The sequence below is a fragment of the Pseudomonas baetica genome, assembly GCF_002813455.1.
In the GTDB taxonomy this organism is placed as follows: Bacteria; Pseudomonadota; Gammaproteobacteria; order Pseudomonadales; family Pseudomonadaceae; genus Aquipseudomonas; species Aquipseudomonas baetica.
The window spans coordinates 6,833,806-6,860,305 of sequence record NZ_PHHE01000001.1; the positions used below are offsets into that span (position 1 = coordinate 6,833,806).

Consider the following 26,500-nt stretch of genomic DNA (forward strand, 5'->3'; position numbering starts at 1 on the left):
AGTTGTCGTCCCTTAACCGCGTGGGGGCGTAGCAGCCAGCTTCACAACCGCACCGGACGCACCTTTGGCGGGGGCGACTTTGGGCAGGTTGCTGGCTTCCAGCGCTTGACGTTGTTGAGCGAGAGCCGCGATGGTTTGTTCGCTGGCCATCGGCACCACTTCAGGGGTGACCGGTGAGCCAGGACGAACCCGTTGCAGACCCTTGACGATGATCGTGTCGTCCTTGTTCAGGCCGGTGCGCACGATGCGCAGGCCTTCGATCTTCGGACCGAGTTCGACGGGGCGATAAGCGGTTTTGTTGTCTGCGTCCATCACCAGCACGAACTTCTTGCCCAAGTCGGTACCGACGGCTTCGTCATTGATCAGCATGGCGTTGTAGGTGCCGCTGCCGACCAGTTTCAGCCGTGCGTACAGACCCGGTGTGTAGGTGCCATCGCTGTTGTCGAACACCGCGCGACCACGGATGGTGCCGGTTTTCGGGTTGACCTGGTTGTCGACGAAGTTCATCTGGCCCAGGTGCGTGTTACCGTCTTCATTGGACAGCCCCATGTACACCGGGGTTGTAGCGCCGCGCTGACCCTGACGAGCGAGCTGGGTATATTTGAGGAATACACGTTCGTCAGCGTCGAAGTAGGCGTAGACCTTGTCAGTGGAGACCACGCTGGTGAGCGCGGTGGTGTCGGCGGTCACCAGGTTGCCGGCGGTGATTTCCGCGCGGCTGACACGGCCGCTGATCGGCGAAGTGACGCGGGTGAAGCTCAGATTCAGTTTGGCCAGATCCAGTTGCGCTTGCAGGGCGCCCACGGCGGCGCGGGCTTCCTGTGCGGCGCTAGTGCGCGAGTCGGCCAGTTCGGCGGAAATGGCGTTGCTGGCACGCAGACGTTCGCCACGACCGGCTTCGTTTTCACTGCGAGTGGCGTTGGCGCGCGATTGTGCGACCAGGGCTTCGAGGCGGCGCACCTCAGCCTGGAACGGACGCGGATCGATCTGGAACAGCAGGTCACCTTTCTTCACCAGCGCGCCTTCAGTGAAGGCCACCTGGTCGATCTGACCGGAGACCCGAGGACGGATTTCAACGGTTTCCGGCGCTTCGAGGCGCCCGGTAAATTCGTCCCACTCGTTGACCGGTTGTTCGAGCACTTTGGCCACGCTGACTTTCGCAGCGGGCAGGGTGGCGGCAGTCTCCGGAGTCTTGCCGCAGGCGCTCATCACCAGTACGGCCAACAGGGCCAACGGGAAGCGCAAATGTTTGAGTGACTGTTCCATGGATGCATCCGCCAATGTATTGAAGATGGGCGGATGATGCTCGGCAGGGGTGGTATGGCACGAATCGAATGAAGCAAAGGTAACTATCATTCGGAATGATATAAGACCGATGCCAGCCCTCTAGAATGCGCCTTTCGTTAGGGTGCTATCAATATCCTTAATGAAAGTTTCATGCGTGAGGGCCTGTCGTCACGTGGCGCACCCATAAGAGCGCGCGCCACTTCCAGAACGAATCAGAAGTTGTACTTGACGCTCGTCATGATATTGCGCGGTGCGCCGAAAACGCCGTACAGACCGGACTGGCTGAATGACTCGCGATCAAACACATCGTTCAGGATTGCGGCTATTGCGAGAGAAAACAGGGTTGATTTGTGGCAACATGCCATTATTGTTGGCTGCTATTTCTCCTCAATGTCTTCGAGGTCGTCAAGCGTCTCGCTGCGGTTATCCAATACTCTGATTCATTACAAGGACCGTTATATGAACCAAGCCGTGAACGAACGGCAGTTTGCCCATCTGTCGCTGGACGTGGAGGGCATAACCGTTGCTTCCACGAACCTGGAAAACGTATTCAACGCCAGGAAGATTCTGTCCAGCGACGGCAGCTGTATATTCGGCAACCTGCGTTTGCCTGAATATCAACGACCCTATCGCTGGAGCGAAGAACAGCTCGGACGGTTGCTGGATGATTTACGGGATTTCTTCGGCACCGATGCACCGGGCCACGATTTCTACCTCGGCAGCCTCATCCTGCACCAGCAGGGTGGCGACGGCCGTGAGCGGGGCACTCTGAATATCATCGACGGCCAACAGCGCATCACCAGTCTGGCGTTGCTGCATTGCCTGCAGAAAGGTGACAAGGGTGCACCAGCGTTGGAATTCAACTCGCCAGAAAGCTACCGGCGTATCCAGCACAATCTTCGTTGGCTAAAGCAGCAGACGTTGCCGCGGATTGACTTTTCACGCATCAACGTAACGCTGGTCGTCACGCGTCGAGAAGACGATGCCTATCGCTTTTTCGAGACTCAGAACACTTCCGGTGTTCGTCTGGGCGGCGCGGACATCATCAAGGCTTATCATTTGCGCAGCGTGACGGCGGCCACGCAGAATGATTTCGCGCGGACCTGGGAGCGCCTCGGCGATCTCAAGCCACTGGTAGCAACGTTGATGAAATCCCGGCATTGGCAAAGCTTGCGCTGGCGAGATGTTGCCAGTGATCGTGACCCGCTGCTCGAACGCAAGCAGATCGTCACGGAGCTCGCCGAGCGAACGCTGGCCAATACCCCCGACATTGCCTATCGGCCCTTGCAGGTGCACCGCGACGCCTGGGGCAAGGACATGCATAGCGTTCAGCCGGGGTACGCCATGCGACAACCCTTGGGTTGCGGGGTTAACACGATGCATTACGTCGCCTATTTCCATGGTCTGCGCCAAGCCTTGCTCGATGTCGGTGATGCGCCGCTCAAGGGCTCGTTCGCCTACTACTACAAACGTTTGTCCAGGGACGCGTGCGGCAGCATATTCCTGAGCAGGGCATACGAATGCGCTGTGCTGATGTACGCCAGCCAGTTCGGTACCGCCCGGTTGCTCGAAGTCAGCCTGTGGATGTTCCGGGTGATCTTTTCGCTGCGCCTGATCAACGACGTGAGCGTGCGGGAAAGCGGGGTTCAGGCGCACATCAGGGACAATCCATTGATGGACTGGATCGCCAGCAGCCATAGCGAAGATGAGCTATTGGATTATTTGCGCCGCTATAAATACAAGCCAACCGGCAAGGGACTCGATAAACACAGTATCAAGAAGCGCTTCGTAGAATCGGTTTCCGTCACGCTTCACTTGAATCTGCCGTGGCCCGATCCGACCCATGTTGCCGCTGAATACGATGCCGAGCTGTGTGCCGCCATCAAACGCGTCAGCCTTGCTGACATTGCCCGTCAAGGAGGCAAATGATGAGTGCTCAAGTCCAGTCCTGTGTACAGACGGCCGCGACGCTGTGCGAGCAAGGTATATCGCTGACTATTCCCTGCTATCAACGTCCGTATGTCTGGCCCAGCAGCGACGTCAATGACCTGCTGGAGCAGATCATCCTGGCGAGCGAGCGTGATGGCGACGATCAACCCGCGCAAGCGCATTACTTTTTCGGCACGGTGCTGACCAGCGAAGTGCTCCCAGGCTCCAATTCTGATGCTGCCATCGTCTATGAAATCATCGATGGCCAACAACGAATGACGACATTGATGGTGCTGGCGCTTGCTCTCTGTTCGTTGCTGCCATCGTCACCGCTGCGCGCACTGGTGGTCCTGGGCAAGGCGCCGAGACTTACCTTCAATATTCGTGAAGAAGTCCAGGCCCGGTTGAGTGCATGGGCGGATTTGACGGCGGAGCCTGAGCCGGATGAAAAGGAGGCTGCCAATCCCTACCTCATACACCTGAGCGCTGCCCGAAAAGTAGCCTGCGACCGATTCAAGCGGTTGCAGGCCGAGGGGGGCGAGCAAGCCCTTGAGCGCGTCGGGGAGTACTTGTTCAACCGCGTGACCTGGGTCAACAATGTCATGCCCGCGGGCATGGACCTGAACAAGCTGTTCGCGACGCTGAACACCAGCGGCCTCCAGCTTGAACAGACAGATATCCTCAAAGCTCGGTTGATGAAGAGCATCAAGCAGAACCGTGCCACGTACGAAGGCATCTGGCAGGCCTGCGAAGACATGGGAAATTACTTCGAGAAAAACCTGCGCGACGTCTTCGCGGGCACCCGTTGGGGGGCCTTGAGGTTCACCGATCTTGCGGATCACTCCATCGAGCATTTTTCGCTGGAGCGCCCTGCAGACGGCTACCCGAAAGGCCGCACGATCAGCGAAATACTTTCGATGAAGGTGCAGGACGAGGCGGTTGAAGAGCCCCGCGAGAAGGATGAGGCACGTTATCAGTCAGTGATCAGCTTTGGTTTGTTGTTGATGCATGCCTATCGAATCTATCGGCACTCTCAGAACAGGTCTGATATCGGCTCCAGGCTCAACGACAGCAACCTCAATGAGTGTTTCGCAAGCTTTGTCGAAACCGCCACTGCGGGGCACGCCAAGGCGTTCATGGAATGCCTCTGGAATGTGCGCTTTCAGTTCGACCGCTGGGTCGTCAAGTGGGTGCGTCTGGGTGAAGAAGATGAACGCACCTTGCGCCTGAGCACCATCAACAATCGAAGCAAAGGCAATGGTCCCGATTGGCGCACACCCACTCAGGATGCCTGCGACTTGAGCCAACTGCAGAGCATGCGTTACCTCACCGGTGAGCGCAGTGCCCAGTATTGGCTGACACCGTTTCTGGGCAGGCTGGTCGACTCGCCTGATATGAAGGAACATCAAGTACTGGCAATGCTCGAACAGATCGATAACCAGCTCTCGCTCACCGAAATGACCCAGAAGGAAGCGAGCTATCGGCTGTTGTCCAGCGACACCGCCGAGCCTGTGTCCATCGCAACGACCGTGGCTTATCTCAAGGAAGCCAATGGCACCAGTTTCGAGCACTACTGGTTCCAGAAACTGGAATACATTCTGTGGCGCGAACGCCGCGCGTTCAAATGGCTTGACCTTGAAAAGTTGCTCCAGTACAGGATTACCTCGAAGAACTCGGTCGAGCATGTGCATCCGCAAAACGAAGAGTTCCGCAAGACATTGCCTGACGAGCTGCTACACGGATTCGGCAATCTGGTTCTGCTCAGCCCGGGTGAAAACTCCTCGTATAGCAACCTGGCGGTCATCAAGAAACAAGCGGCTTTCCGCGCCAAACCGAAGTACGACTCGTTGAAGCTTGCGCACATGTTTCATGTGCTGGGCAAGGGCGACAAATGGGGCCATGAGCAGATCGACAAGCATGCGAAAGCGATGCTGTTGCTCATCGAGGCACACTACGACAGATAATCGTCAGACCATGACGAGTTGCATTCATTTCGCGTCAGTTTCGACGCGAAATGAATGCTGCGGACACGACGACCGATTGTTAATCGGGGGCATTGGTATGACACCTGCGCCCGGTTTCTCCGGAAATAAATCTGTCCCGTTTACCTGTCCCGTTTACCCTTGGATTGATGCAGTGATTGCCCAGGTAATTGGTGGATGAACCTGTGCTATAACGCGATTTGTGCTTCAAAGACGAGACTTTCAGCTTCCTGTCCTCCCTCCTTTTATGATCGGGTTTTCGATGATTATTGTTGATCGACATAGCGTGCCGCCGCCCCCGGATTTGCTTGATTACCATCGCCGTGAAATAGAGCGGTTGAGGCCGATTTTTGAGGCGGCGGATGGCGAGTATTCACAAAAAGCCATTGATTTCCGGATGCCACGAGCCCTGCAGGAGCAGGTGCGTAAAACGCTCATCAAACTGTTTAGAGGCAAATGCGCATTTTGCGAACGTGACGCTAAGGAAATGGAGCGTTTTCGCCCCCGTTGGCGTGCCGCTCGAGCTGATGGCAGCATCGACCTGCAACACTATTGGTGGTTGGCAAATGACTGGGAAAACCTATACCTGTGCTGTCCTAGATGTAATGCCAGGAAGATGAACCTGTTTCCTGTGTTGGGGCCGGTTGCTTCTCCCCTAGGCGATAGGCAGTCCCTGATAGACGAACAACCACTGTTGTTAGACCCGTGTCAGGACAATCCACAAGAACATCTGAAGTTTCTCAGCGACGGCCAGGTAATCGCCCTCACCGAACGGGGGGCGGCAACGATCAAGGTATTTCAGCTAAATGAAGAGGGCCTGGTAAAGGCCCGTCTCACGCGCGCTTCGCGGATCATCGAAAGATGTGAGACGTTGTTGTCACTGGAATATCTGCCGCGAATCGACGAGACGGCGATTGCTCGTTTCTTTTCTCCCAATATGCCGCTCTCCGCCATCACACCCGCCGTACTCGAGGCGTTTTTCTCATCAGGATCTGCGGTGCCTGTGATGCCTCCAGAACCACCGGTAGCACCGCCAGAGGCGATGAAAGCAATACCCGATGCCATCTGGCTTGAGGCCATTGAAATCCACAACTTCAAGGTGATCAGTGACCTCAAGATAGAATTTCCTCCATTGCAGAGTAACGGTGAACACACTATCCAGCCCTGGCTTATGGTGCTTGGTGAGAATGGCGTCGGAAAGAGCAGCCTGCTCCAGGCCATCGCTTTGACCATGAGGCCTGCAAAGGAGCTTGAGGAAGAGGACGCAAGCACTTGGCTGCGCAAGGGTAGGGGGATTAAAGATGGCTTTGTTCGCCTGACGTTTTCGGACGGCAGTCAGCGAGAGTTGACCTTCAAAAAAAACAGCAAGAAGTTTGGCATCACAGGTGACGTGCCAGATTTGCCGGTTCTGGCCTATGGTTCCACTCGGCTGCTGCCCGATGCCGATGCTGCCGCACCTGTCGCGCCGCGCCGTGTTAGTGTCCTGAACTTGTTCAACCATATCCACCCGCTTGTTCAGGTTGAACGGTATCTCTGCAGCAAGAAGATCAGCGAGGCGCAATTCACGCTGTTGGCCACCAGTCTGAAGGATCTATTGCCGGTCAGTTCGGATGCCTCGCTCATTCGCAAGCGGCGACACATAGAAAGCAAAATCGACGGCAGTGCGGTGTCGCTGAGTGAGTTGAGTGACGGGTACAAGTCCGTCCTGGCTTTGGCGATGGACATTATGTTCCATTTGACCAGCAGCTCATTTGACATGGAGTCTGCACAAGGCGTGGTCATGATTGATGAACTTGAACTTCATCTTCATCCGCGCTGGAAAATTCAGCTCGTCGACCGCTTGCGTCAGTTGTTCCCTCGCGTGCGCTTTATTGTCAGCACCCACGATCCGTTGTGTGTTCAGGGTTTGAAAAATGGCGAGTTGTGGGTCATGGCCAAGCACCCCGAAGACAAGCGCTTCATTTTCGAGCCGATCGATGTCCCGCCCGGTACCCGGGCAGATGAGATCCTCACCGGCCCGTGGTTCGGCCTTCAATCGACGATTGATACAGAAACGTTGATGCTCATGTCTGAGCACAGCGTGCTCTTGCAGAAGAATGAGCCAGAGTCGAAACGCCTCGCTGAACTGGAAGCCACGCTTCGTCAGCGCATGGTTTCGTTCGGGAGTACGCGTGCCCAGCGTGCGGCACTGGCGGCTGCTGCAGTGCTCGATGTCGGTATGTCGGAATCTCAGGCGAATCAGTTGATCAGGCATCGTCTGAAAAACATCCAGAAAGGCGATTCGGATCAGCGACAGGGGCGCGAAGATGCTTAAGCTCGTACGTCCACCGATAGCCGCGAATTTCGGAACGAAGACCCAATCAACAAAAAAGGCCGTCGCCAAGGCAGTGGCGAATGGGGCGGCTGTCACTTTCTCGAACCTGTGGTCGAGTTACAAAAGAGATTTCAGCCAGGCGCAGTACGGCAGATGCGGATACTGCGAAGGCCAGGTATTAGGCCTTCAATATGGTGACGTCGAGCATATCCAGCCGAAAGCAGAGGTTCATACACTGGTAGACGAGCCAGAGGACTGGGGCAAAGAGGTTCCCTGGAGCTCGTCGGTGGAGGGACGCAAGAGAAAAAGTAACGTCATCAAGCCAGGGTATTGGTGGCTAGCTTATAGTTGGGACAATTATTTACTCAGCTGTCAGATCTGCAATCAGCAGTGGAAGGCTAATTTCTATCCGGTTAAAGGCGTGCACAAGGTATCCCCCACGCAAACCTGCACACCGTTACTGCTGTCACCGTTTGATAAGCATTTTCAGGCGCAGATGCACTTCACCTATGGCCGGCTGGGTGAAATCCGCGCGCTCACTGATGAAGGCAAGGCGACGATTGCCACCTGTGGGTTGGACCGCCCCAGCCTTCGACTGGCGCGCTATAAAATCGCGCGGGCTACCCATGAGCATCTTGATGAGATTGCACGCGATGTCACTGAACGAGATGTCCTGCGAGTGCTGGAGTACATTGCCCACGACGGTGCTGAGTACAGCCCCTACTGCGGAATGGTGAGGGTGATTTTCTTTCAGCGTACAGAGATGCAATGGGATGATTTGTACGATTTGATCGCCCGTCTGAAGGTGAGTGGCCATGCTGATCGTTCATTGTGCGACTGCTGATATTGGGTCGCAGGTCACTGCTTTTAGTCGGCATTCTCTTCAAGGTTTTTCGGTCAGACTTTGACTGAACCAGAACAACAGCCAAGGGACGCGGCAAATACATCGAGCGCTTCGCCCCTACTGGGCAAGTCACCATTTTTTTATAGTAGAGTCGCCATCGAACCACCTGTCGTCTGGAGCTTTTCGGCAATTGGTGTACAAAAAACGACAGATGGGCACAGATTGCGTGCGGACAAGTACGCGCAATCGTTGACAGAGTAATACGACTTTTAAATGAGCAATCCTACCGCTACAACCAATGGCAGTTGGTACCCGGTCATTGCGCTGGCACTGGCCGCGTTTGTGTTCAACACCACCGAGTTTGTGCCTGTCGGCCTGTTGAGTTCGATCGGCAACAGCTTCGACATGTCGTCGGCTCAGGTCGGATTGATGCTGACCATCTATGCGTGGGTGGTGTCGCTGACGTCGCTGCCGATCATGTTGCTGACGCGTAACGTCGAGCGGCGCAAGCTGTTGATCGTGCTGTTCGGGATGTTCATCGTCAGTCACATCATGTCGAGTCTGGCGACAAGCTTCGCCATCTTGCTGGTGAGCCGGATCGGTGTGGCGCTATCCCATGCGCTGTTCTGGTCGATCACGGCCTCGCTGGCAGTGCGCCTGGCGCCACCGGGCAAACAGGTTCAGGCCTTGGGCTTGCTGGCAACCGGTACTTCTCTGGCGATGGTACTGGGCATTCCCCTCGGTCGGTTATTGGGCGAGGCCATGGGCTGGCGTACAACGTTCATCGTGATCGCAGGCTTGGCGGCGACGCTGGTGTTGTGTCTGGCGAAGGTTCTGCCGTTGCTGCCCAGCCAGAACTCCGGCTCGCTCAAAAGTCTACCTGTGTTGTTGAAACGGCCTGCGCTGGTGGCGATCTATATCCTGACAGCTCTGGTCGTGACGTCACAGTTCACGGCCTACAGCTACATCGAGCCCTTCGTCCTGACCGTGGCGGGCATGAGCGGCGATGTGGTGACGCTGCTTCTGTTGTTATTCGGCGGCGCCGGCATTTTCGGCTCGCTGCTGTTCAGCTACCTGCACAGTCATAACCCGCAGCGCTTTCTGATTGTCTGCGTGTCGTTGCTCATCCTGTGTCTGGCTTTGCTGTTGCCTTTGAGCGGTCAGGTGTCGTACCTGGGCGTGGTGAGTGTGTTCTGGGGGATGGCAATCATGGGGTTCGGGCTGGCGCTGCAATCGAAAGTGCTGGTGCTGGCGCCGGACGCCACCGACGTGGCGATGGCGCTATTTTCCGGGATCTACAACATCGGCATCGGCGGCGGAGCACTGGTGGGTAGCTGGGTAGGCATTCAGTTCGGCTTCGCTTACATCGGAGTCGTTGGCGGGATGCTGGCGGCGGCGGCACTGTCGTTTTACTGCCTGTCGATTTATCGCAGCACTCGGCCCGGGGCTTCGGTTTGAGCCTACGGGCTATTCGATGAGTGGAAGGGCTGACACGTCAGCCCGATCAAAGACTGTCCGGATCCCCAAAAAACATCTGAATTCGCGACCGTAACCAACGCTCACCCGGATCATTATCCTGCGAGCCACGCCACGCCATGTGCAGCTCAAACGTGCGCGTGGGCAGCGGCGGATCTTCCGCCCGGACCCCGCCAGCCGCCGTTAACGCTTCCGCCGTGTAATCCGGCACGGTTGCAACGATGTCGGTGCCGGCGAGCAACGTGCTCAAGCCGTTAAACTGCGGCACAGCCAACACCACGTGCCGTTTGCGCCCGAGTTTTTCCAGTTCCTCATCGATAAAGCCACTGAGGTCGCCGGCGAACGACACCAGCGCATGCGGGCGGGCGCAGTAGTCGTCGAGGCTGAGCGGGCCTGGCACGGTGTCGGCGCGCAGCAGCTTTGGCGCACTGCGGCGCAAGACCTTGCGCTTGGCGTTGGCCGGCAGATCGGTGGTGTAGCTGACGCCAATCGAGATTTCGCCGGAGGCCAGAAGGCCTGGCATCAGGATGTAATTGACCCGACGTACGACCAGCACAATGCCTGGCGACTCAGCGCGCAGGCGTTTGAGCAGCATCGGCAGCAGGGCGAATTCGACATCGTCGGACAAACCGATGCGGAACACCGAGGTGCTGGTGGCTGGGTCGAATTCCGCCGCACGGCTGACGGCGGTGGAAATCGAGTCGAGGGCAGGCGAGAGCAGGGCGAAGATTTCCACCGCGCGGGCGGACGGTTCCATGCTGCGCCCGGTGCGTACGAACAGAGGATCATCGAACAGGCTGCGCAGACGCGAGAGCGCCGCACTGATCGCCGGCTGGCCGAGGAACAATTTCTCGGCGGCACGGGTCACACTGCGTTCGTGCATCAATGTTTCGAATACGATCAACAGGTTCAGGTCGACACGACGCAGGTCATTACGATTCATCTGGAGTCCTGGCAGAGTCATCAAGCTTGACGAGGGCGACCATATGATAACAATGGCCGGCATGAATCTTACGGGGAAAGGCTGGTACTCTGCACCGGAAAATTCAGCTTTACTGCGACGGTGGCAGCAGTTTTTTCAAGGATTGTCCCGATACCGCCCATACCGCGGAATCAATGACAGGCATGTCGACTATTAATAGCCACTGATAGTCTTGGGTCAAAAGCCCAGATAGAGTTCAGGGCATTAGAGGTTACTTTGACGAGGTTTGCGATGTCCCGCACGATCCGTTTTCACAAGTTTGGTCCGGCCGAGGTGCTCAAATGCGAAGAGCATGCGGCCGCTCAGCCAGGTCCTGGCGAAGTGCAGGTGCGTGTCGAAGCCATCGGCATCAGCTGGTATGACATTCTCTGGCGTCAGAACCTGGCCTCGTCCCAGGCACGTCTGCCATCGGGCCTTGGCCATGAAATGGCGGGTGTGGTCACAGCGGTCGGCGACGGCGTCGATGATCTGTCGGTTGGCGACAAGGTTGCCAGTTTTCCTGCCGAGAGCCCGAACGACTATCCGGTTTATGGCGAGCAGATCGTTCTGCCACGTACCGCGTTGACCCGTTATCCGGACGTCCTGAGCCCGATCGAAGCCAGCGTGCATTACACGCCGTTGCTGATTGCCTATTTTGCCTATGCCGATCTGGCGCGGGTCAAACCCGGGCAATTTGCCTTGGTGACAGACGCCAGCCATTGCGCCGGCCCATCGTTTGTTCAGTTGGGCAAGGCATTGGGTGTCCGGGTGATTGCCGCGACCAAAACCGCCGACGAGCGCGAGTATCTTCTGTCTCTGGGGGCTGAGAAGGTCATCGTCACGGAGGAGGAGGATCTGCTGATGCGGATCAACAAGATCACCGATAACCGTGGCGTCGATGTCGTCTTCGACGGCCTTGGCGGTCCACAGATGTCGCTGCTCGGTGACGTCCTCGCCCCACGCGGAAGTCTGGTGTTGTACGGTCTGCAAGGTGGTAATCAGACGCCGTTCCCGGCCTGCGCAGCGTTTCAGAAGAACATTCAGTTCTTTGTGCACTGCATCGGCAATTTCACCGGCAAGCCGGAACTGGGCATTACTCAGGATCACGTCGCGCTGCAACGAGCCCTGCGTGATATCAACCAGTTGACCGCCGATCGTGTGTTGCTACCGCTCAAGACCCGGGTCTTCCCGTTCAACGAGTTTGTCGAGGCGCACCGCTACATGGATGAATGTCCGTGTCGCGAACGGGTTGCGCTGCAAGTCGAACTGGCCTGATCCTGAATTTACAGAGTCCGTGGTCTCACGGACTCTCCTGTCTGCCTTTCCAAAAACGAGTGCTCTCTGGGTAAATTGCCCGGGGCCGGTCAGCAACTGAACCGGTTTTTGCCCTCGTTCTGTATCTTCCAATCGCCCACCAAGCCCTGATAATTGAATGATTACTTTCATCTCAAGGAATGAGCTATGGCTGTGCATTCTATTTGTTGTGTTCGATATAAATCGGTCGTTAATTCGGGTGGCGATAACTTCTGTTTAAGTGTTGTAGGCATGTTCCGAAACTGCGTCTCTTTTTTTTGTACTCACTTGGCGTCGGACTGTGTCGGAAGTTTCCTAGGAGCATTTATTTGCTCGAAAAAACTCAGTAAAGACAAGGCCTTGCGTGGCAGTCTGTGGGTGTCTGAGAGCGCGTGACAGCTTAAGTGTTTCAAATAACTACGCATTTGTAAGTGTTAGCATTCGAGCGTCTATCTATTACTAATGAATTTTTGCGTAACTGCTGTCTCGGGTTACGTAATATGAACATTTCGATACCGGGTGAAGTACCGATGAGCACAATCCATGACCAGGCAATGAACTATGTCTACCAGCAAGTACTACAAAGGCTGATGAGTTTTTTCTCTCGCGCCGAGCGCACGGCATTGCAGTTATTGATTCATCGACTGGTGGTGGCGGCTGGCGGAATGGAGCGCATCGGTGATTTCAAAGTGATGGTGGTCCAGTCCGGCTCACGAGACTGCTGTTACACCCTTGCGCTGCTGCGCGCCGCACAGTTGACCATTGCCGGACGGGCGCCGGCGACATTCCAGCTGCGGGTGGCGACATTGCGCTGGAATGGCACCGAGGTTTCGGCTCTGCAAAATCTGCATCGCAGTTACAGCGCATTGTTTTTGTATGACGATCCGCGGGTCGAATTGCTGATGGTCGATCATCGCGAAGTCTTGCCGTTCGATCACGAGGTGCCGGTCAGCGAGGCGGCTCGCGAGGCGAACCGACTCAACCTGATGATGATCGGGCACCGTCGTAATCGCACGGAGAAGCTGGAGTTGTGGGACGACCTCTACCTGGCGACCGCCGAATTCTATGGTCAGGTTGCTCGCTGGAATAACGGCGTCGACGCGATGATCAGCAGCGAGCCTGCGCGGCGGCAGAAGCAGTTCCTTGACGGCCTGGATCGTGCGCTGCAAAAAGCCGGCATCGGCGGGTTGCCACCCAACTCAGGCTCATTCGAAGAGTTGTTCCCTTTGCTTGACGGACTGGGAGGCGACCTCTATCGAGAGCTCTACAGCGAGACCGAACTGACACCCTGGCGCCCCGAAGGTACGTTCGAAGCCTGTCGACGTACCTGTTTTGTCGATATTCATGACATGGTGGTCGGCAACCTGGTGGAGCATTGGCCGCTACTCAGTGACTTCCTCGGGTTTCAGGCCAGTGAGCTGATCTGCCAACAGAGCGCAAGCCATTCTGCCGACCCGTTGGTAATCGCCCATCTGGAAGGGATGCAGGCGAATTTCATCGAGGGTCGCACCTATGAGGCAGGCGTTGGCGATTACCTTCAGCGCAACCTGGTGTTGATGCAAGACAAACAGATACCCGCGCCGATTTGTGAGCAGTGGCTGGCGACCTTCGACAATCCTGCCGACCTCGAACAGCGGCGTAATCAAGCAGCAGCGGCGTTGCAGAACACCTTCGAACTGAATGAAACCCAGTTGATCTGTCTGTTGTTCGGCCCCTTTATCGACAGCGGTGCCGGGCTTGAACATTTCCTGCGCAGTTGCCATCCGGGCATGCTGGTGGCGCTGCCAGAACTGCACCGGGCGATGCAGGGGCTGCACGCTCCGGAACAAGTGCTGAAGTGGATGACCGATGTCAGTGGCCTGCCGGTACGGTTGATTGTTCAGCTTTATTCGATGGGGCCCTTCAAGTTGCGGGTAACGGCCAATGCTGCCGAGCAGGGCAACACGCCCCGTAAAAGCACGGTCCCGGGCGACCGCTCGGCGGAAGGTTGATCGTGAGCTTGCACTCGGCAAACGCCGCAATCATTGCAGGTGTGGCCGGATGAAAATCTTGCGCGACACCGATTTCGCCTATCAGGCGGTTTATCGCTATCTGACCCAACTGATCAGCGAGCCGGGAAGCCGTGGAACAGTGCGATTGCCGTCTCTGCGGCAACTGGCCGATCGACTTGGCGTTTCGATATCGACCATTCAATACGCTTACTCATTGCTGGAGAAGGAAGGGCGGGTGTATTCGGTTGCAAAGTCGGGGTATTACGCCCAGGCAACGGCGCTACCGATGACACCCGGCAGCGGCAAGGATCTGCTCGAAACGCTGTGTGTGCATGCCAGGCATCCGGACATGCGAGTGTTGAGCGCAGATGATCCGGCATCAGTACAGCCATTGGACAGCCCACTGCTGATGCTTGAGCGAGAATTGCTACGTCAGTATCCGCGACAACCGCATGCACCGGTGCAACCTTGCGGTGAGCTCGAATTGCGTACGGCACTTGCCGCCCGTTACACAACCTCGGCCACACGCTGCTGGCATGCGGACGATGTTTATATCGGTGCGGATTTACGCGGTGTGCTGGAAATACTGATTGGCGTGCTCGACCTGCGTCGCGCAACCGTGATAGTCGAGTCGCCTTGTGACTGGATGATCCTGCGGCTGCTGGAAGCGAATGAAGTGAGGGTTATTGAATGGCCCTTGCAGGAGGATGGGACGCTCGATCCGCACCAGTTGGAGACCTTGTTAAAAAACGAGGACGTACGTCTGATCCTGTTGTCCTCAGTGCTGAACATGCCTCACGGCAGCCGGATTTGCGAGGATAACCGCGGTGTTATCGCAAATCTGCTCGGGCAGCAGGGCACGTGGGTGCTGGAAAATGACTGCTACAGCGAGCTGGACGAGCAGACTGACGGTCAGCGTTTGCGAAACCTGCTCGATCCCGATCGGCTGCTGGTGTTTTCCAGTCTGGAAAAGGTCATCGGCGCCGAAGCGCCTTATGGCTTTGTACTCTCGCGCATGTGGCGTAACGAGTTGCATCGACACTTCCTGTTGCGCGCGTTCCGCTTGTCGACGATCCGCCAGAAAGCCATTGCCCGGCTCTACAGCGGCGGGCGCATCGACCACCATCTGCAGGTCTTGCGTCATTTGCTCAGGGACCGTCGCACGCAGTTGATCCGCCTGTTACGCGAGCGACTGGGCGAAACATTGCAGATCGTCGAACCACAAGGCGGAGCGACGGTGTGGCTGCGCTCATCGCGAGCCGTGGACATGAGTGAAGTTTTTCAGCGTCTGCTCAAGCAGCAAGTGGTGATTGCCCCGGGTGAACTGTTCAGTCTGCAGCGATTGCATGCACACCATTTACGCCTGAGCCCAGTGGGCCATGGCGATCATGAGCTTGCCTGTGTGGTCGGGCTGCTGGGTGATGCCCTGCGCCTGGCGCCCGAGGCCTGATGTTAAAAAACATCTGCAGACTGCCGGATACATCCCATCGCACTGCGGTCAAACTGCCAGTAAACTGCGCGGTATTTCCTGAACCACTCTATATCAGAGGTTTTGCATGACACTCAGTCCTTTTGCGGGTAAACCGGCACCGGCAGAATTGTTGGTCGACATCCCGCGACTGGTAACGGCCTATTACACCGGCCAACCTGATGCATCGGTTTCCACCCAGCGAGTCGCCTTCGGCACATCCGGGCACCGTGGCAGCTCCTTCGATTTGAGTTTCAATGAGTGGCATGTTCTGGCCATCAGTCAGGCTATCTGCCTCTACCGTGAAGCCCAGGGCATCACCGGCCCTTTGTTCGTCGGCATCGACACCCACGCACTCTCGACCCCGGCGGGTGCCAGCGCGCTGGAAGTGCTGGCCGCCAACGGCGTGACCGTGATGATCGCCGAGGGTGACGAATACACGCCGACGCCGGCCATTTCGCATGCAATTCTTTGCTACAACCGTGGCCGCACCTCCGGTCTGGCCGATGGTGTAGTCATTACGCCGTCGCACAACCCGCCCCAAAGCGGTGGCTACAAATACAACCCCACCAACGGCGGCCCGGCCGACACCCACATCACCAAGTGGATCGAAGCCAAGGCCAACGAACTGCTGGCCAACAAACTCGCTGGTGTGAAACGCATCAGCTACGAGCAGGCGCTCAAAGCCAGCACCACTCATCGTCACGACTACCTCAACACCTACGTGGCCGACCTGATCAACGTGATCGACTTCGATGCCATTCGTGACGCCAAACTGCGTCTGGGTGTCGATCCGCTGGGCGGAGCAGGGGTGCGCTACTGGTCAGCGATCGCAGAGCACTACCGTCTGGACCTGGACGTCGTGAACAAACAGGTCGATTCGACGTTCCGCTTCATGACTGTCGACTGGGATGGCCAGATTCGTATGGACCCATCGTCCAGCCACGCGATGCAGGGTTTGATCGGGCTCAAAGAGCGTTTCGACGTCGCGTTTGCCTGCGACCCGGATCACGATCGCCACGGTATCGTCACGCCTTCCGGCGGGTTGCTCGCGCCGAACAACTATCTGGCAGTCTCCATCGATTACCTGTTTCAGAATCGTGCGCAATGGCGTGCCGACGCGGCCGTGGGCAAGACCGTGGTCAGCAGTGGCTTGATCGACCGCGTTGCCAAGCGTCTGGGTCGTCGTCTGTACGAAGTGCCAGTCGGTTTCAAATGGTTTGCGGACGGGCTCTTCGACGGCTCGCTGGGTTTTGGCGGCGAGGAGAGCGCCGGCGCTTCCTTCCTGCGCAAGGACGGCGGCGTATGGAGCACCGACAAGGACGGTCTGATCCCGGCGTTGCTGGCCGCCGAAATGACTGCCCGTACCGGTCGTGACCCGAGCCAGGCTTATAAAGCCCTGACCGATGAACTGGGTGAACCGTTCTCGGTGCGCGTAGACGCCAAGGCCAATCCGGACCAGAAAGCGTTGCTGAGCAAGCTGTCGCCAGCGCAGGTCACGTCTACTGAACTGGCGGGAGAGAAGATCCAGAGCATTCTCAGTCATGCACCGGGTAACGATCAGGCCATTGGTGGCTTGAAAGTAATGACCGAAAACGGTTGGTTCGCGGCTCGCCCGTCGGGCACCGAAGACATCTACAAGATCTACGCTGAAAGCTTCATCAGCGATGACCACCTCAAGCAGTTGGTGGATGAGGCGCAGACCTTGGTGGATGGTGCAATTTCCAGCAAGTGATGTTCCTGGAATACGCGTGTCTAGTCCTGAAATAGGTTTACACCTGTTTCAACCTCAAAACGCCCGATGCACCGCATCGGGCGTTTTGTATTTCAGCGACAGATGAGGCCGCTCGTTGTTATAGATCTGCACCGACTCGTCCACCATCCGGATGGCATCTGCAAAATCTTTGGGCCGATGCAGCATTAACTCGTTTTTCAAAATTCCATTCACACGCTCAGCCAATGCATTTTGGTAGCAGTCGTAGCCATCGGTCATTGAGCAGGTGATGCCGTACTTGGCATGCAGCCGCTGATAAAGCTCGGAGCAGTATTGAACGCCTCTGTCCGAGTGGTGCACCAAGTGTTGTTCCGTTGTCCGCTGCTTCAGGGCTTTGTTGAACGCCTGGATCACCGATTCGGTGTGCAAGCTTTCATGGACATGGTGACCCACGATTTTTCGAGAGTACGCATCGGTGATCAAACTCAGATAAGCCACACCCGTTTGCGTTGGTAAGTAGGTGATGTCCGCAACCCATACTTGCTCTGGTGCCTTGGCGACTACCTGAATCGGCCCATCTTTGAGCAGGTTTGGATGCCGGCGAAAGCGATGATGACTGTCTGTTGTTTTGTGATAGGCCCGCCTGCGAGGAACCAGTTCGCGCCGATCTCGCAAGATATTGAATAAACGGTCTCGACCAACCTTTACGGACATTTCTGGCTCAGTGCGCATTAGATTGTGAAGTTTTCGGGTGCCAAGGCGCGGTTGCCTGAGTCGCTTTTCCCTCACGAATCCCATCACTTCCTGAGCATGACGGGCCCGGGCATCACACGCCCGGTTGCGCTTGTAATAAGCCTGACGGGAAATCCCCATGAATTGGCAAGCCCGACTAATGCTCAGGCCTTGGATCTGCTCTTGGGAGAGGACTTGCCGGATCGCTTTTTTACGACAGAAACACCGAAGTCGTTCTTCAAAACATCAACGACGGCTTCGAAAAACTGAGCTTTCTGGTTGGCTTGGGCAAGCTTTTCTTCAAGCTCTTTGATTCGCTGTTCGGGTGTCAGCGGTTTATCGGGCTTATCCATGGAACGGGGTCTCTTGGAGCGAATGGACGCGCCTTGACTCCAGTCCTGCCGACCATGCCTGCGTAACCAGTTCAGTACGGTCGTTTTACCCTGAATGCCATAACGCTCTTGAGCCTCTTTATAACTCAGCTCACCTTTTTCGACTTGATCGACGACCGACAATTTAAAGGTCAGCGTGTAATCACGCTGACTGCGCCTTTCTCCCGTATTCATTACTCCCTCCTGAGAATGGGTCAGAAGGTGTAAACCTTATTCAGGACGGGACAGCGGCATAAAAAAGGGCAACCCTGACGGTTAATGCCGATCAGTTAAGCCCTTTTGCTTGACCTTTGGCCGCAAGAAATCAAAATCCGATGCCTGAATAGGCATCGGATTTTTTTATGCGTCTGGCTCGGGCACTGGAACTCACCCACAACTTCGTCTCGACTCCCAACTCCCTCGAAGGGTTGGACTCGTTGCTTGATCCATCTCTGGTCGAACAGGCATTGGAGCAGGCCGGTGTAGCCACTTTGCGCAGGCGACGCTTACCTTTGGAAATGATGCTTTGGTGCGTCATCTCCATGGCGTTTTTTCGACGCATGTCGGCGTGGGATGTGGTCAGTCGCATGAACATCATGCTGCCTGGGCAACGTCCGCTGGTCGCGCCCAGCGCCGTAGTCCAAGCCCGTCAGCGGCTGGGCAGCGAGGCCGTACGACAAGTCTTCGATCTGACTCAGAAAAGCTGGCATGAAGCGGCCAGTCATCCGACCTGGGCCGGGTTGCGCTTGCTGGGTGTCGACGGCGTCGTCTGGCGTACGCCCGATACACCGGAAAACCGTGCGCGTTACGACTCCGCCAGCAACCAGCATGGCGATACTGGTTTTCCTCAGGTGCGCATGGTTTGCCAAATGGAATTGACCAGTCACTTACTGATTGGCAGCGCGTTTGACGGCTATCGCAGCAACGAGATGAAACTGGCGGAGCAACTGATCGAAACCACCCCCGATCACTCGCTGACGCTGTTCGATCGCGGCTTTTATTCCTTGGGGTTGCTGCATCAATGGCAGCAAGCAGGCATCGAGCGACATTGGTTGATGCCGCTGAAAAAAGGCTCGCAGTACGAAGTGCTTCAGCGTTTGGGGCGCCACGATGCTGTGGTCTCGTTGAGTACTTCGCCGCAGGCCCGCAAGCAATGGCCTGGATTGCCGGAGCGCCTGACTGCGCGGCTTCTGAGCAAAACCGTCAAGGGCAAGGTTTGTCAGATACTGACGTCGATGGCCGACTCATTACGCTTCCCGTCCGACGAAATCGTCGATCTCTACAGCCAGCGATGGGAGATCGAGTTAGGGTTTAGAGAAATGAAGCAGACCCTGCTGAACAGCAGCTATACGCTGCGCAGCAAGACGCCCGAAATGATTGAGCAGGAACTGTGGGGCGTGTTGTTGGGCTACAACCTGTTGCGTTATCAGATGGTGGAGATGAGCCGCCATTGTCCAGGCATCCATCCATGCGAACTGAGCTTCACCGCGTGCACTTGGGCGATCTTGGGGTTTATCAACGGCGTTTCTGCGGATCGTTCGGGGAACATCCCCAAATATCTCGCAGAGTTGCATGCCTCAGCCCCGCATTATGTCCTGCCACATCGACGCGAGGAGCGCATTTATCCTCGGGCAATCAGGCTCAAATCGCCGAAGTATCCGATCAAAAACAAAAATGCCAGTCAGCTTAACTGACTGGCATTAGGCATTCACGCCGGTTTTTTGTTGCCCGCTGTAACCCTCTACCGTAGGAAGAGGGAACTGATTGGGTGAAGGCTCAGAGCGACGCTTTTACCTGCAGCCCAAACACCAGCGCATTGTCGATGTCTTGCCCGGAGAACGCGCCCGGCTCGATGATGTATTGCATGTTCGGCCGCAGTGTCAGCCAAGGCGTGGCCTGATACCCGTAGCCGAGTTCGATCAACTGCTCGGCGCTGTCCAGATTCGGCAACGCCGTGCCGTTGTTCAACGCGGTGTCTTGCAGTACATCACGACTGCGCGGGTTGGGCACCGCTCGGCCATAACCCAGCGCGAGCGTGTCACGCGGGCGGCCTTCGAACGGTTTGTACAACACCACGCCGGTGCCATACCACTTGCTGAACGGCGAAGCCGCTTCGCTCGCCGCCGAGTATTGACCGAAGGCGTGCAGGCTGCGGCCTTCGGACGATTGCGAGCTCCACACCGCCTGATCGATCAGCAGGTAATGGCCGCCGCGACCGTACACTTCCTTGTCGCTGCCAATGCGTTTCACGTCAGAGCTGTCGTAGTAGTAGCCGACCTTGTATTCGCCGGGAAGCTCGCCTGCGTGCTTGTACACCAGTTCGACCGGCACCACGGTGCCGGTGGTGTGTTTCGGGCCCAGGTGCCAGGCACGGCTGGCGTTGCCGTTGCTCTCGGGATCGACATTGAACGCGGCCACACGCAGTTGCCACTCAGGCGACAGGTCGTACTTCACCCGCACACCAAGATGCGCGTTGGGATAGTTGGTCCAGCCGCTGCCACCGGACATATTCAGCGGATGCCCGCAGAAACCGGCGTTCATGAAGTTGCAGAGGATGCCGCTGTCGAGGCCGCCGAGGTCATTACCCATGGCCATGTAACCGAGTTTGACGTTCAGTGCCGGGGTGAACAGCGTGCGCTCGTAGCTGAGTTCGGTCAGGCGAGTGTAGAGGCCCCCGTATTTTTCCTGGATCGGCAAACGGTTGCCGACCAGATCCTCGGAAGCGCTGTTGCCGCGACGATCGTTGATGCTCAGTTGCACCTTGCCGGCGTTGTCGACGCCATACAGCTTGCTCAGGTCGAACTGCACACCGAGCTTGATGTTCTGCGAATAACGCGCCGAACGGTGCAGGCCACCGTCAGCGTTGTAGGCCATTTCACCGCTGTAGTCGCCGGTGAATTTGATGCCGTCTTCGGCCATCTGGTGGCGCAGGCCGCCCCAGTCACCGGTCAGGGTGTTGCGGGTCAACAGGTTGGAATCGGTAGCGGCGAAAGCGGGCAGGGCGGCGCTGCAGGTCAGCCCCAACAGCAAGCCGGCATGAGAAAAGCGAACAGGCAAAAACATGTGCATCGTCCTGCTGAAAATTTTAGCGATAGCGAAAAGCAGCGCGGCACCCTAAGGTGCCGCGCTCTGAAGGGTGTGCCCATGTTCACCATGGGCACAGTGGTTTACGGCAAGGCGTAAGCCATCACGTAGTCGCCACGATCGGTGGACTGACGAGCGCCACCGGCGGTGATGACGATGTATTGCTTGCCGGTTTTTGGCGAAACATACGTCATCGGGCCGCCCTGGCTGCCGACTGGCAGACGGGATTTCCAGACTTCCTCACCATTGCCGCTGTTGAAGGCGCGCAGGTAGAAGTCTTGAGTGCCGGCGATAAATATCAAGCCACCTTGGGTCGACAGGGTGCCGCCGAGGGTTGGCAGACCGATCTTGATCGGCAGGTGCATGCGGATACCCAGCGGGCCTGTGTCTTCAACAGTGCCGACCGGAACCTGCCAGGCGACTTTCTGGGTCTTCATGTCGATGGCGGTCAGTGTGCCGAATGGCGGCGCCTGGCAAGGAATGCCGGCGACCGACAGGAAGCGGTTCTTGTTCACCGCGTAAGGCGTACCTTTGAGCGGCACAGCGCCCATGCCCGTGTTCAGTGCTTCGCCACCGCCAGCGGCCTGACCCTTGTTCTGCGACGGGATCATCTGAATCCACAGACCCAGACGCATGTCGTTAACGAAGATGAAGCCATGCACCGGGTCAGTCGAGATGCTGCCCCAGTTCATGCCGCCCAGCGAGCCAGGGAAGCTCAGGGATTTGTCGGTGCCTGGCGCGGTGTACAAGCCGTCGTAGCGCATGCCCTTGAAGTCGATGCGGCAAAGCAATTGGTCATATGGGGTAGCGCCCCACATGTCCGATTCGCTCAGGTGCTGGGCACCGATCTGCGGCATGCCCACCGATTTTGGCTGGGTTGGCGAGTAAGGCTCGTTAGGGATGTTCGCCGCTTTGACCGGTACCTCTTTAACTTCGGTCAGCGGTTTGCCAGTGGCGCGATCCAGCACGTAGATCTGCCCGGCCTTGGTGCCGATGACCAGCGCCGGCACGGATTTGCCGTCCTTGGTGAAGTCGATCAGGCTCGGCTGCATCGGCAGGTCGAAGTCCCAGAGATCGTTGTGAACGGTCTGGAACACCCACTTTTCTTCGCCGCTGTTGGCGTCCAGCGCGAGGATCGAAGCGCCGTAGGTGTGATCGAGTTTGCTGCGCTCGACACCATAGATGTCGGTGGAGGAACTGCCCATCGGCAGGAATACGGTGTTGGTCGCCGCGTCGTAAGACATTGGCGCCCAGCTGTTCGGCGTGCTGCGCACATAAGTGCTGCCGTCTGCCGGTGCCTTCTTATCCTGCGGATTACCCGGGTCGAACGCCCAACGCATGACGCCGGTCATCACGTCAAAACCACGAATCACGCCACCTGGCATGTCGGCTTGCACGTTGTCGGCAACCCGGCCACCCACCACGACGGTGGTGCCTGCCATCAACGGCGCGGAGGACAACTGATAGTAGCTGTCCGGAACATCGCCCAGACCGGCCTTCAGATCCACCTGACCGTTGTTGCCAAAGCCTTGGCAGAACTCGCCGGTGTCGGCATCGACGGCGATCAGGCGCGCATCAATCGTGTTGGTCAGCAAGCGGCGCTGGCAGTTGGCAACTGGCGCTGGCTGGGCGTCTGCAACGGGGGAGCTGCTCGGCTTGGCGACTGCGGCAGTGGCGTCGAAGTAGGCCATGCCACGGCAGCGCTGCCAGACTTTCGACTGCGCGTTGATCGCGTTTTTCCAGAGTTCCTTGCCGGTATCGGCATCCAGCGCAATCAGGTTGTTGTGCGGGGTGCAGATGAAAACCTTGTTGCCGACCTGCAGCGGGGTGAGCTGGTCTTCGGCACCGTTGCCATCACTCACGGCGACGTCACCGGTGTGGTAGGTCCACGCGACCTTCAGTTTGTCGACGTTGTTACGGTTGATCTGATCCAGCGCGGCGAAGCGGCTGCCACCTTCGGTGTTGCCGTAGTGCGCCCAGTCTTTCTGGGCTTTTTCCGGCTCGACCGGCGTCAGGCCCGGGCCCGTGCCAGTAGCAGCGACGGTGGGGTGCGCGACAAACATGTTGCCGGCAGCCACGGCCAGGCCGACCGCGAGTACAGCGGCCAGCGCATAAGCGCCGCGACCTGGAACGCTACCGTTGGCACGCTTGAGCAATGGGTAAACCAGCGCCACGACCAGCCCGATCACACTGAACATGAACAGGCGTGAGAACACCGGCCAGAACACCAGGCCGGCATCGATCACCGCCCAGATCGCCGTTCCTACCAGGAACGCCGCGAACAACCAGGCCCCGGCCAGTTTGAAACGAGCAATCAGCAAACCGGCGACAGCCATCACCAGGCCACCCAACAGGAAGTACCACGAGCCTCCCAGGCTGACCAATTTCACGCCACCAGCAGCGAGTGCCAGACCGAGCAGAGCGATAACCACGCCCAGCCCGACCAGAATGAATTTTGATATGCCCGAGAGGCGTTGACTCTGCTTCACGTTGAATGTCCCGTTGAAATGAGGCACGCATTATATAGTTAGGTAACTACCTAGTTAAATCACTATTTCTGAGGGAAGCGTAGTTCGCTGCTCAAGCACATGCCTACAAGAGGAGCCGGGCGGTCTCCAAGGCGGCGACGCAATTATCCAAAGGTAGAGGAAAGCGTTGTTTATGGCAGAAGGATCGTCAGTTTTGACAGCTAAAAAATTCTTTCAAAAACCGGTGTTTAACCGACGTACGGCAAATTACAGCGCCGTGTGGGCAAACGATCAGGCATATGCATATGCTCTTTTAATCTTTGATTCCTGTTCGGTTTACCGCTCAACTGGCGCCTTTTTGATAGGCGGCTAACGATGTCTGAGCGGCGTGACGTAGTGGTTCTGGGCTTGGGCGCCATGGGCGCCGCCACCGTGTATCAACTGGCGAAGGCCGGTGTGGATGTCGTCGGGATTGACCGCCATCACCCGCCGCACAACCTCGGCTCCAGCCACGGCGATACGCGCATCACCCGCCTTTCAGTCGGAGAAGGCGCGCAATATGTGCCGATCGTGCGCAATTCCCACCGCATCTGGCGTGAGCTTGAGGCGCAAACAGGGGAGTCGCTGTTCGAACAATCGGGCCTGTTGGTGCTGACCTCCAGTCCCGATTTCGACCCCAATGACAAAACCGACTTCACCTTGCGCACCATCGGCCTGGCACAGACCTACGGCATCGAGCACGAAGTCTTGTCGGCCGAACAGATCCGCCAGCGCTTTCCACAATTCGCCCACGTGCACGACTCGGCCATCGGCTATTTCGAACCCGGTGGAGGCTTTGTGCGACCCGAGCGCTGCATCGACGTACAGCTCAGGCTGGCCGAACAACAGGGTGCGACCCTGCACAAGGCTGAGACCGTCACCGGAATCAGCTCGAGCGAAGAGGGTGTAACGGTCACGACGGACCGGCGCACGCTGCTGGCCAAAAAACTGGTGATCAGTGCGGGCAACTGGAGCGGCGAATTGCTCGGCAAACCATTTGAAAGTCTGCTGAGTGTCTACCGGCAAAAGCTGTTCTGGTTCGAGCTGGAGGAGGGGACTGACCTGGTTGGCCACTCGCCGACGTTCATCCTCACTCACGGTCGTGGTGACGACAACATCAACTACGGCTTCCCCGCATTATCCGGTGAAGGCTGCATGAAGATCGCCACCGCGCAGTACAAAACTGCGACGTTGCCGCAAGACATTATCCGTACGGTCTCGGCGGCCGAAGAACAGGACATGTATGCGCACCAGGTGCAAGGCCGCATCGCCGGCGTAACGTCCAGGGTGGTCAAGTCTGCGGTGTGCGCTTACACGGTCACACCGGATCGGCATTTCATCATCGACGAGCATCCGTCACTGCAACATACCTTGGTGGTCTCGGCCTGCTCCGGCCACGGTTTCAAACACTCCGCCGCACTGGGCGAGGCGTTTGCGCAGTGGTGCATGCGCGGCTCGACCGACCTGGACCTCTCGTCTTTTTCCCTGACACGCTTCGAAGGAACACCATCGTGAAACGCGTCGCTCTCTATGTTGCACTGCTGGTCGCCGGAGTGCGGCTGTGTCGCAGCGCGACAGTTAAGCGTTCTCTTCGATCCGGCGCACGTCACCCAAGGAATCACGCTGCATCGATTGCAGATTTTTCTCGATGGTTTCACACAGGGCTTCCATCTGGATCTGATGTTCGCTGTGGCGAAACGGGCTTTGCAGGTCGGTGCCGATGCGCTCGATGGCCAGCAGCATAAAGCCCACGACGGTTGAAGCCAGCGGGGTGAACCAACCCAGAGATTCCACCAGCCCGACCGGTACAATCAGGCAGAACAGCGAAATGAACAGCCGTGGGAAATAGACATAAGGGTAGGGCAGCGGCGTATTGGCGATGCGCTCCATGCCGCCCTGGCTGTTGGACAGATCCACCAGCGTGGACTCCAGCCGCGCCAGGCGAATGCTGTCCAGGCGCCCGGCCTTGTATTCCCGGGCGAGCAGGGCGGCGGAGCCGGTGAGGATGTCGTTGGCAAAGTTGTTGGTGGTGCCACTGCGGGCGAATTCATCGGCGGGAATGAACGCCCGAACTTCTTCAGGGCAAGGATGGCCTTGCAGATGTGCCGCGAGGCAATTGACATAGGCGACGTGGCGACGCAACAGGGTCGACTTGACCGGGTTCACCTCGCGGCCGGAATCATCCAGCAGCGTCAGCACCTGCCGGGCAAAGCTGCGCGAGTTGTTGATCATCGCGCCCCACAGCGTGCGCGCTTCCCACCAACGGTTGTATGCGCTGCTGTTGCGGAAACTGATCAACACAATCAACGCCGAACCGAGCAAGGTCAGCGGCATCAGCGGCAGGTTCAGTTTGGCGTTGAGAAACAGCATGAAGTCCACGGTGACGGCAATGTCCCAGAGCAACAGCCAGAACAAGGCCCAACCCACGTAGCCCAAGGTCTTGATGATCAGACGGTATTTTTTGACGATGGCAGCTTTCAAACGGAAACCTCGTGGCGAGCGGTCAGCATTAATGCCTTAGCTCGGACGCTGTTTTCGGGGTAAAGG

The 26,500-nt window shown here is 57.3% G+C and carries 17 protein-coding genes; 11 read left to right on the forward strand and 6 right to left on the reverse strand.

Annotated features, from left to right (window positions below):
- Positions 1-12 precede the first annotated feature (12 nt).
- Positions 13-1,266 (reverse strand): multidrug efflux RND transporter periplasmic adaptor subunit MexE, encoded by a 1,254-nt coding sequence (gene mexE / locus ATI02_RS31695; protein WP_100848386.1) that lies wholly within the window; start codon positions 1,264-1,266, stop codon positions 13-15.
- Between the two features lie 246 nt (positions 1,267-1,512).
- On the opposite strand from mexE, the gene ATI02_RS31700 reads away from it, so the two are divergent.
- From ATI02_RS31700 to ATI02_RS31720, 5 genes are all read left to right on the forward strand, one after another.
- Positions 1,513-3,216, forward strand: coding sequence for a DUF262 domain-containing protein (locus ATI02_RS31700; protein WP_192886564.1), 1,704 nt, complete (start codon positions 1,513-1,515; stop codon positions 3,214-3,216).
- The gene (locus ATI02_RS31705) at positions 3,216-5,180 is read left to right on the forward strand and encodes a DUF262 domain-containing protein (protein WP_161555378.1); all 1,965 of its coding nucleotides are present in this window, start codon (positions 3,216-3,218) and stop codon (positions 5,178-5,180) included. Before ATI02_RS31700 ends, ATI02_RS31705 begins: the two co-directional genes overlap by 1 nt.
- A 280-nt stretch (positions 5,181-5,460) precedes the next feature.
- Entirely contained in the window at positions 5,461-7,512 is a 2,052-nt protein-coding gene (locus tag ATI02_RS31710; RefSeq protein ID WP_161555379.1) for an AAA family ATPase, read from the forward strand.
- Positions 7,505-8,356 (forward strand): hypothetical protein, encoded by an 852-nt coding sequence (locus ATI02_RS31715; protein WP_095187179.1) that lies wholly within the window; start codon positions 7,505-7,507, stop codon positions 8,354-8,356. Before ATI02_RS31710 ends, ATI02_RS31715 begins: the two co-directional genes overlap by 8 nt.
- A gap of 273 nt (positions 8,357-8,629) precedes the next feature.
- On the forward strand, positions 8,630-9,814 hold the full coding sequence (locus tag ATI02_RS31720; RefSeq protein WP_100848390.1) for a sugar transporter: 1,185 nt from the start codon (positions 8,630-8,632) through the stop codon (positions 9,812-9,814).
- 46 nt (positions 9,815-9,860) lie between these two features.
- Here the strand turns inward: ATI02_RS31720 and ATI02_RS31725 are convergent, their stop codons facing one another.
- Complete coding sequence (locus ATI02_RS31725; protein ID WP_095187177.1) at positions 9,861-10,775, reverse strand: LysR family transcriptional regulator; 915 nt, start codon at positions 10,773-10,775, stop codon at positions 9,861-9,863.
- Positions 10,776-11,045: 270 nt separating this feature from the next.
- On the opposite strand from ATI02_RS31725, the gene ATI02_RS31730 reads away from it, so the two are divergent.
- From ATI02_RS31730 to pgm, 4 genes are all read left to right on the forward strand, one after another.
- Positions 11,046-12,068: a zinc-dependent alcohol dehydrogenase family protein gene (locus ATI02_RS31730; RefSeq protein WP_095187176.1), complete on the forward strand. Its 1,023-nt coding sequence runs from the start codon at positions 11,046-11,048 to the stop codon at positions 12,066-12,068.
- A gap of 548 nt (positions 12,069-12,616) precedes the next feature.
- Complete coding sequence (locus ATI02_RS31735; RefSeq protein ID WP_244196566.1) at positions 12,617-14,077, forward strand: hypothetical protein; 1,461 nt, start codon at positions 12,617-12,619, stop codon at positions 14,075-14,077.
- A gap of 49 nt (positions 14,078-14,126) precedes the next feature.
- Positions 14,127-15,527, forward strand: coding sequence for an aminotransferase-like domain-containing protein (locus tag ATI02_RS31740; protein WP_100848391.1), 1,401 nt, complete (start codon positions 14,127-14,129; stop codon positions 15,525-15,527).
- Positions 15,528-15,633: 106 nt separating this feature from the next.
- A complete protein-coding gene (pgm, locus tag ATI02_RS31745) occupies positions 15,634-17,280 on the forward strand; it encodes a phosphoglucomutase (alpha-D-glucose-1,6-bisphosphate-dependent) (RefSeq protein ID WP_100848392.1) in 1,647 nt (548 codons plus the stop codon).
- A gap of 54 nt (positions 17,281-17,334) precedes the next feature.
- Here pgm and ATI02_RS31750 read toward each other — a convergent pair.
- Positions 17,335-18,557 (reverse strand): IS3 family transposase gene (locus ATI02_RS31750; protein ID WP_095190254.1). Its coding sequence is split into 2 segments (ribosomal slippage): positions 17,335-18,206 and positions 18,206-18,557, totalling 1,224 coding nucleotides; the frame shifts between segments, so codons are not numbered across the junction.
- A 167-nt stretch (positions 18,558-18,724) separates the two neighbouring features.
- Here ATI02_RS31750 and ATI02_RS31755 point away from each other — a divergent pair.
- Complete coding sequence (locus tag ATI02_RS31755; RefSeq protein WP_100845361.1) at positions 18,725-20,056, forward strand: IS4 family transposase; 1,332 nt, start codon at positions 18,725-18,727, stop codon at positions 20,054-20,056.
- Between the two features lie 82 nt (positions 20,057-20,138).
- On the opposite strand, the gene ATI02_RS31760 is transcribed toward ATI02_RS31755, so the two are convergent.
- Together ATI02_RS31760 and ATI02_RS31765 are read right to left on the reverse strand one after the other, a co-directional pair.
- Positions 20,139-21,425, reverse strand: coding sequence for a carbohydrate porin (locus tag ATI02_RS31760; RefSeq protein WP_100848393.1), 1,287 nt, complete (start codon positions 21,423-21,425; stop codon positions 20,139-20,141).
- A gap of 104 nt (positions 21,426-21,529) precedes the next feature.
- Positions 21,530-23,935 (reverse strand): glucose/quinate/shikimate family membrane-bound PQQ-dependent dehydrogenase, encoded by a 2,406-nt coding sequence (locus ATI02_RS31765; RefSeq protein ID WP_100848394.1) that lies wholly within the window; start codon positions 23,933-23,935, stop codon positions 21,530-21,532.
- 354 nt (positions 23,936-24,289) lie between these two features.
- Between ATI02_RS31765 and solA the strand changes: the two genes are divergently transcribed.
- Positions 24,290-25,468: an N-methyl-L-tryptophan oxidase gene (gene solA, locus ATI02_RS31770; RefSeq protein WP_100848395.1), complete on the forward strand. Its 1,179-nt coding sequence runs from the start codon at positions 24,290-24,292 to the stop codon at positions 25,466-25,468.
- Positions 25,469-25,531: 63 nt separating this feature from the next.
- Here solA and ATI02_RS31775 read toward each other — a convergent pair whose 3' ends face one another.
- On the reverse strand, positions 25,532-26,434 hold the full coding sequence (locus ATI02_RS31775; RefSeq protein WP_100848396.1) for a bestrophin family protein: 903 nt from the start codon (positions 26,432-26,434) through the stop codon (positions 25,532-25,534).
- Between the last annotated feature and the right edge of the window lie 66 nt (positions 26,435-26,500).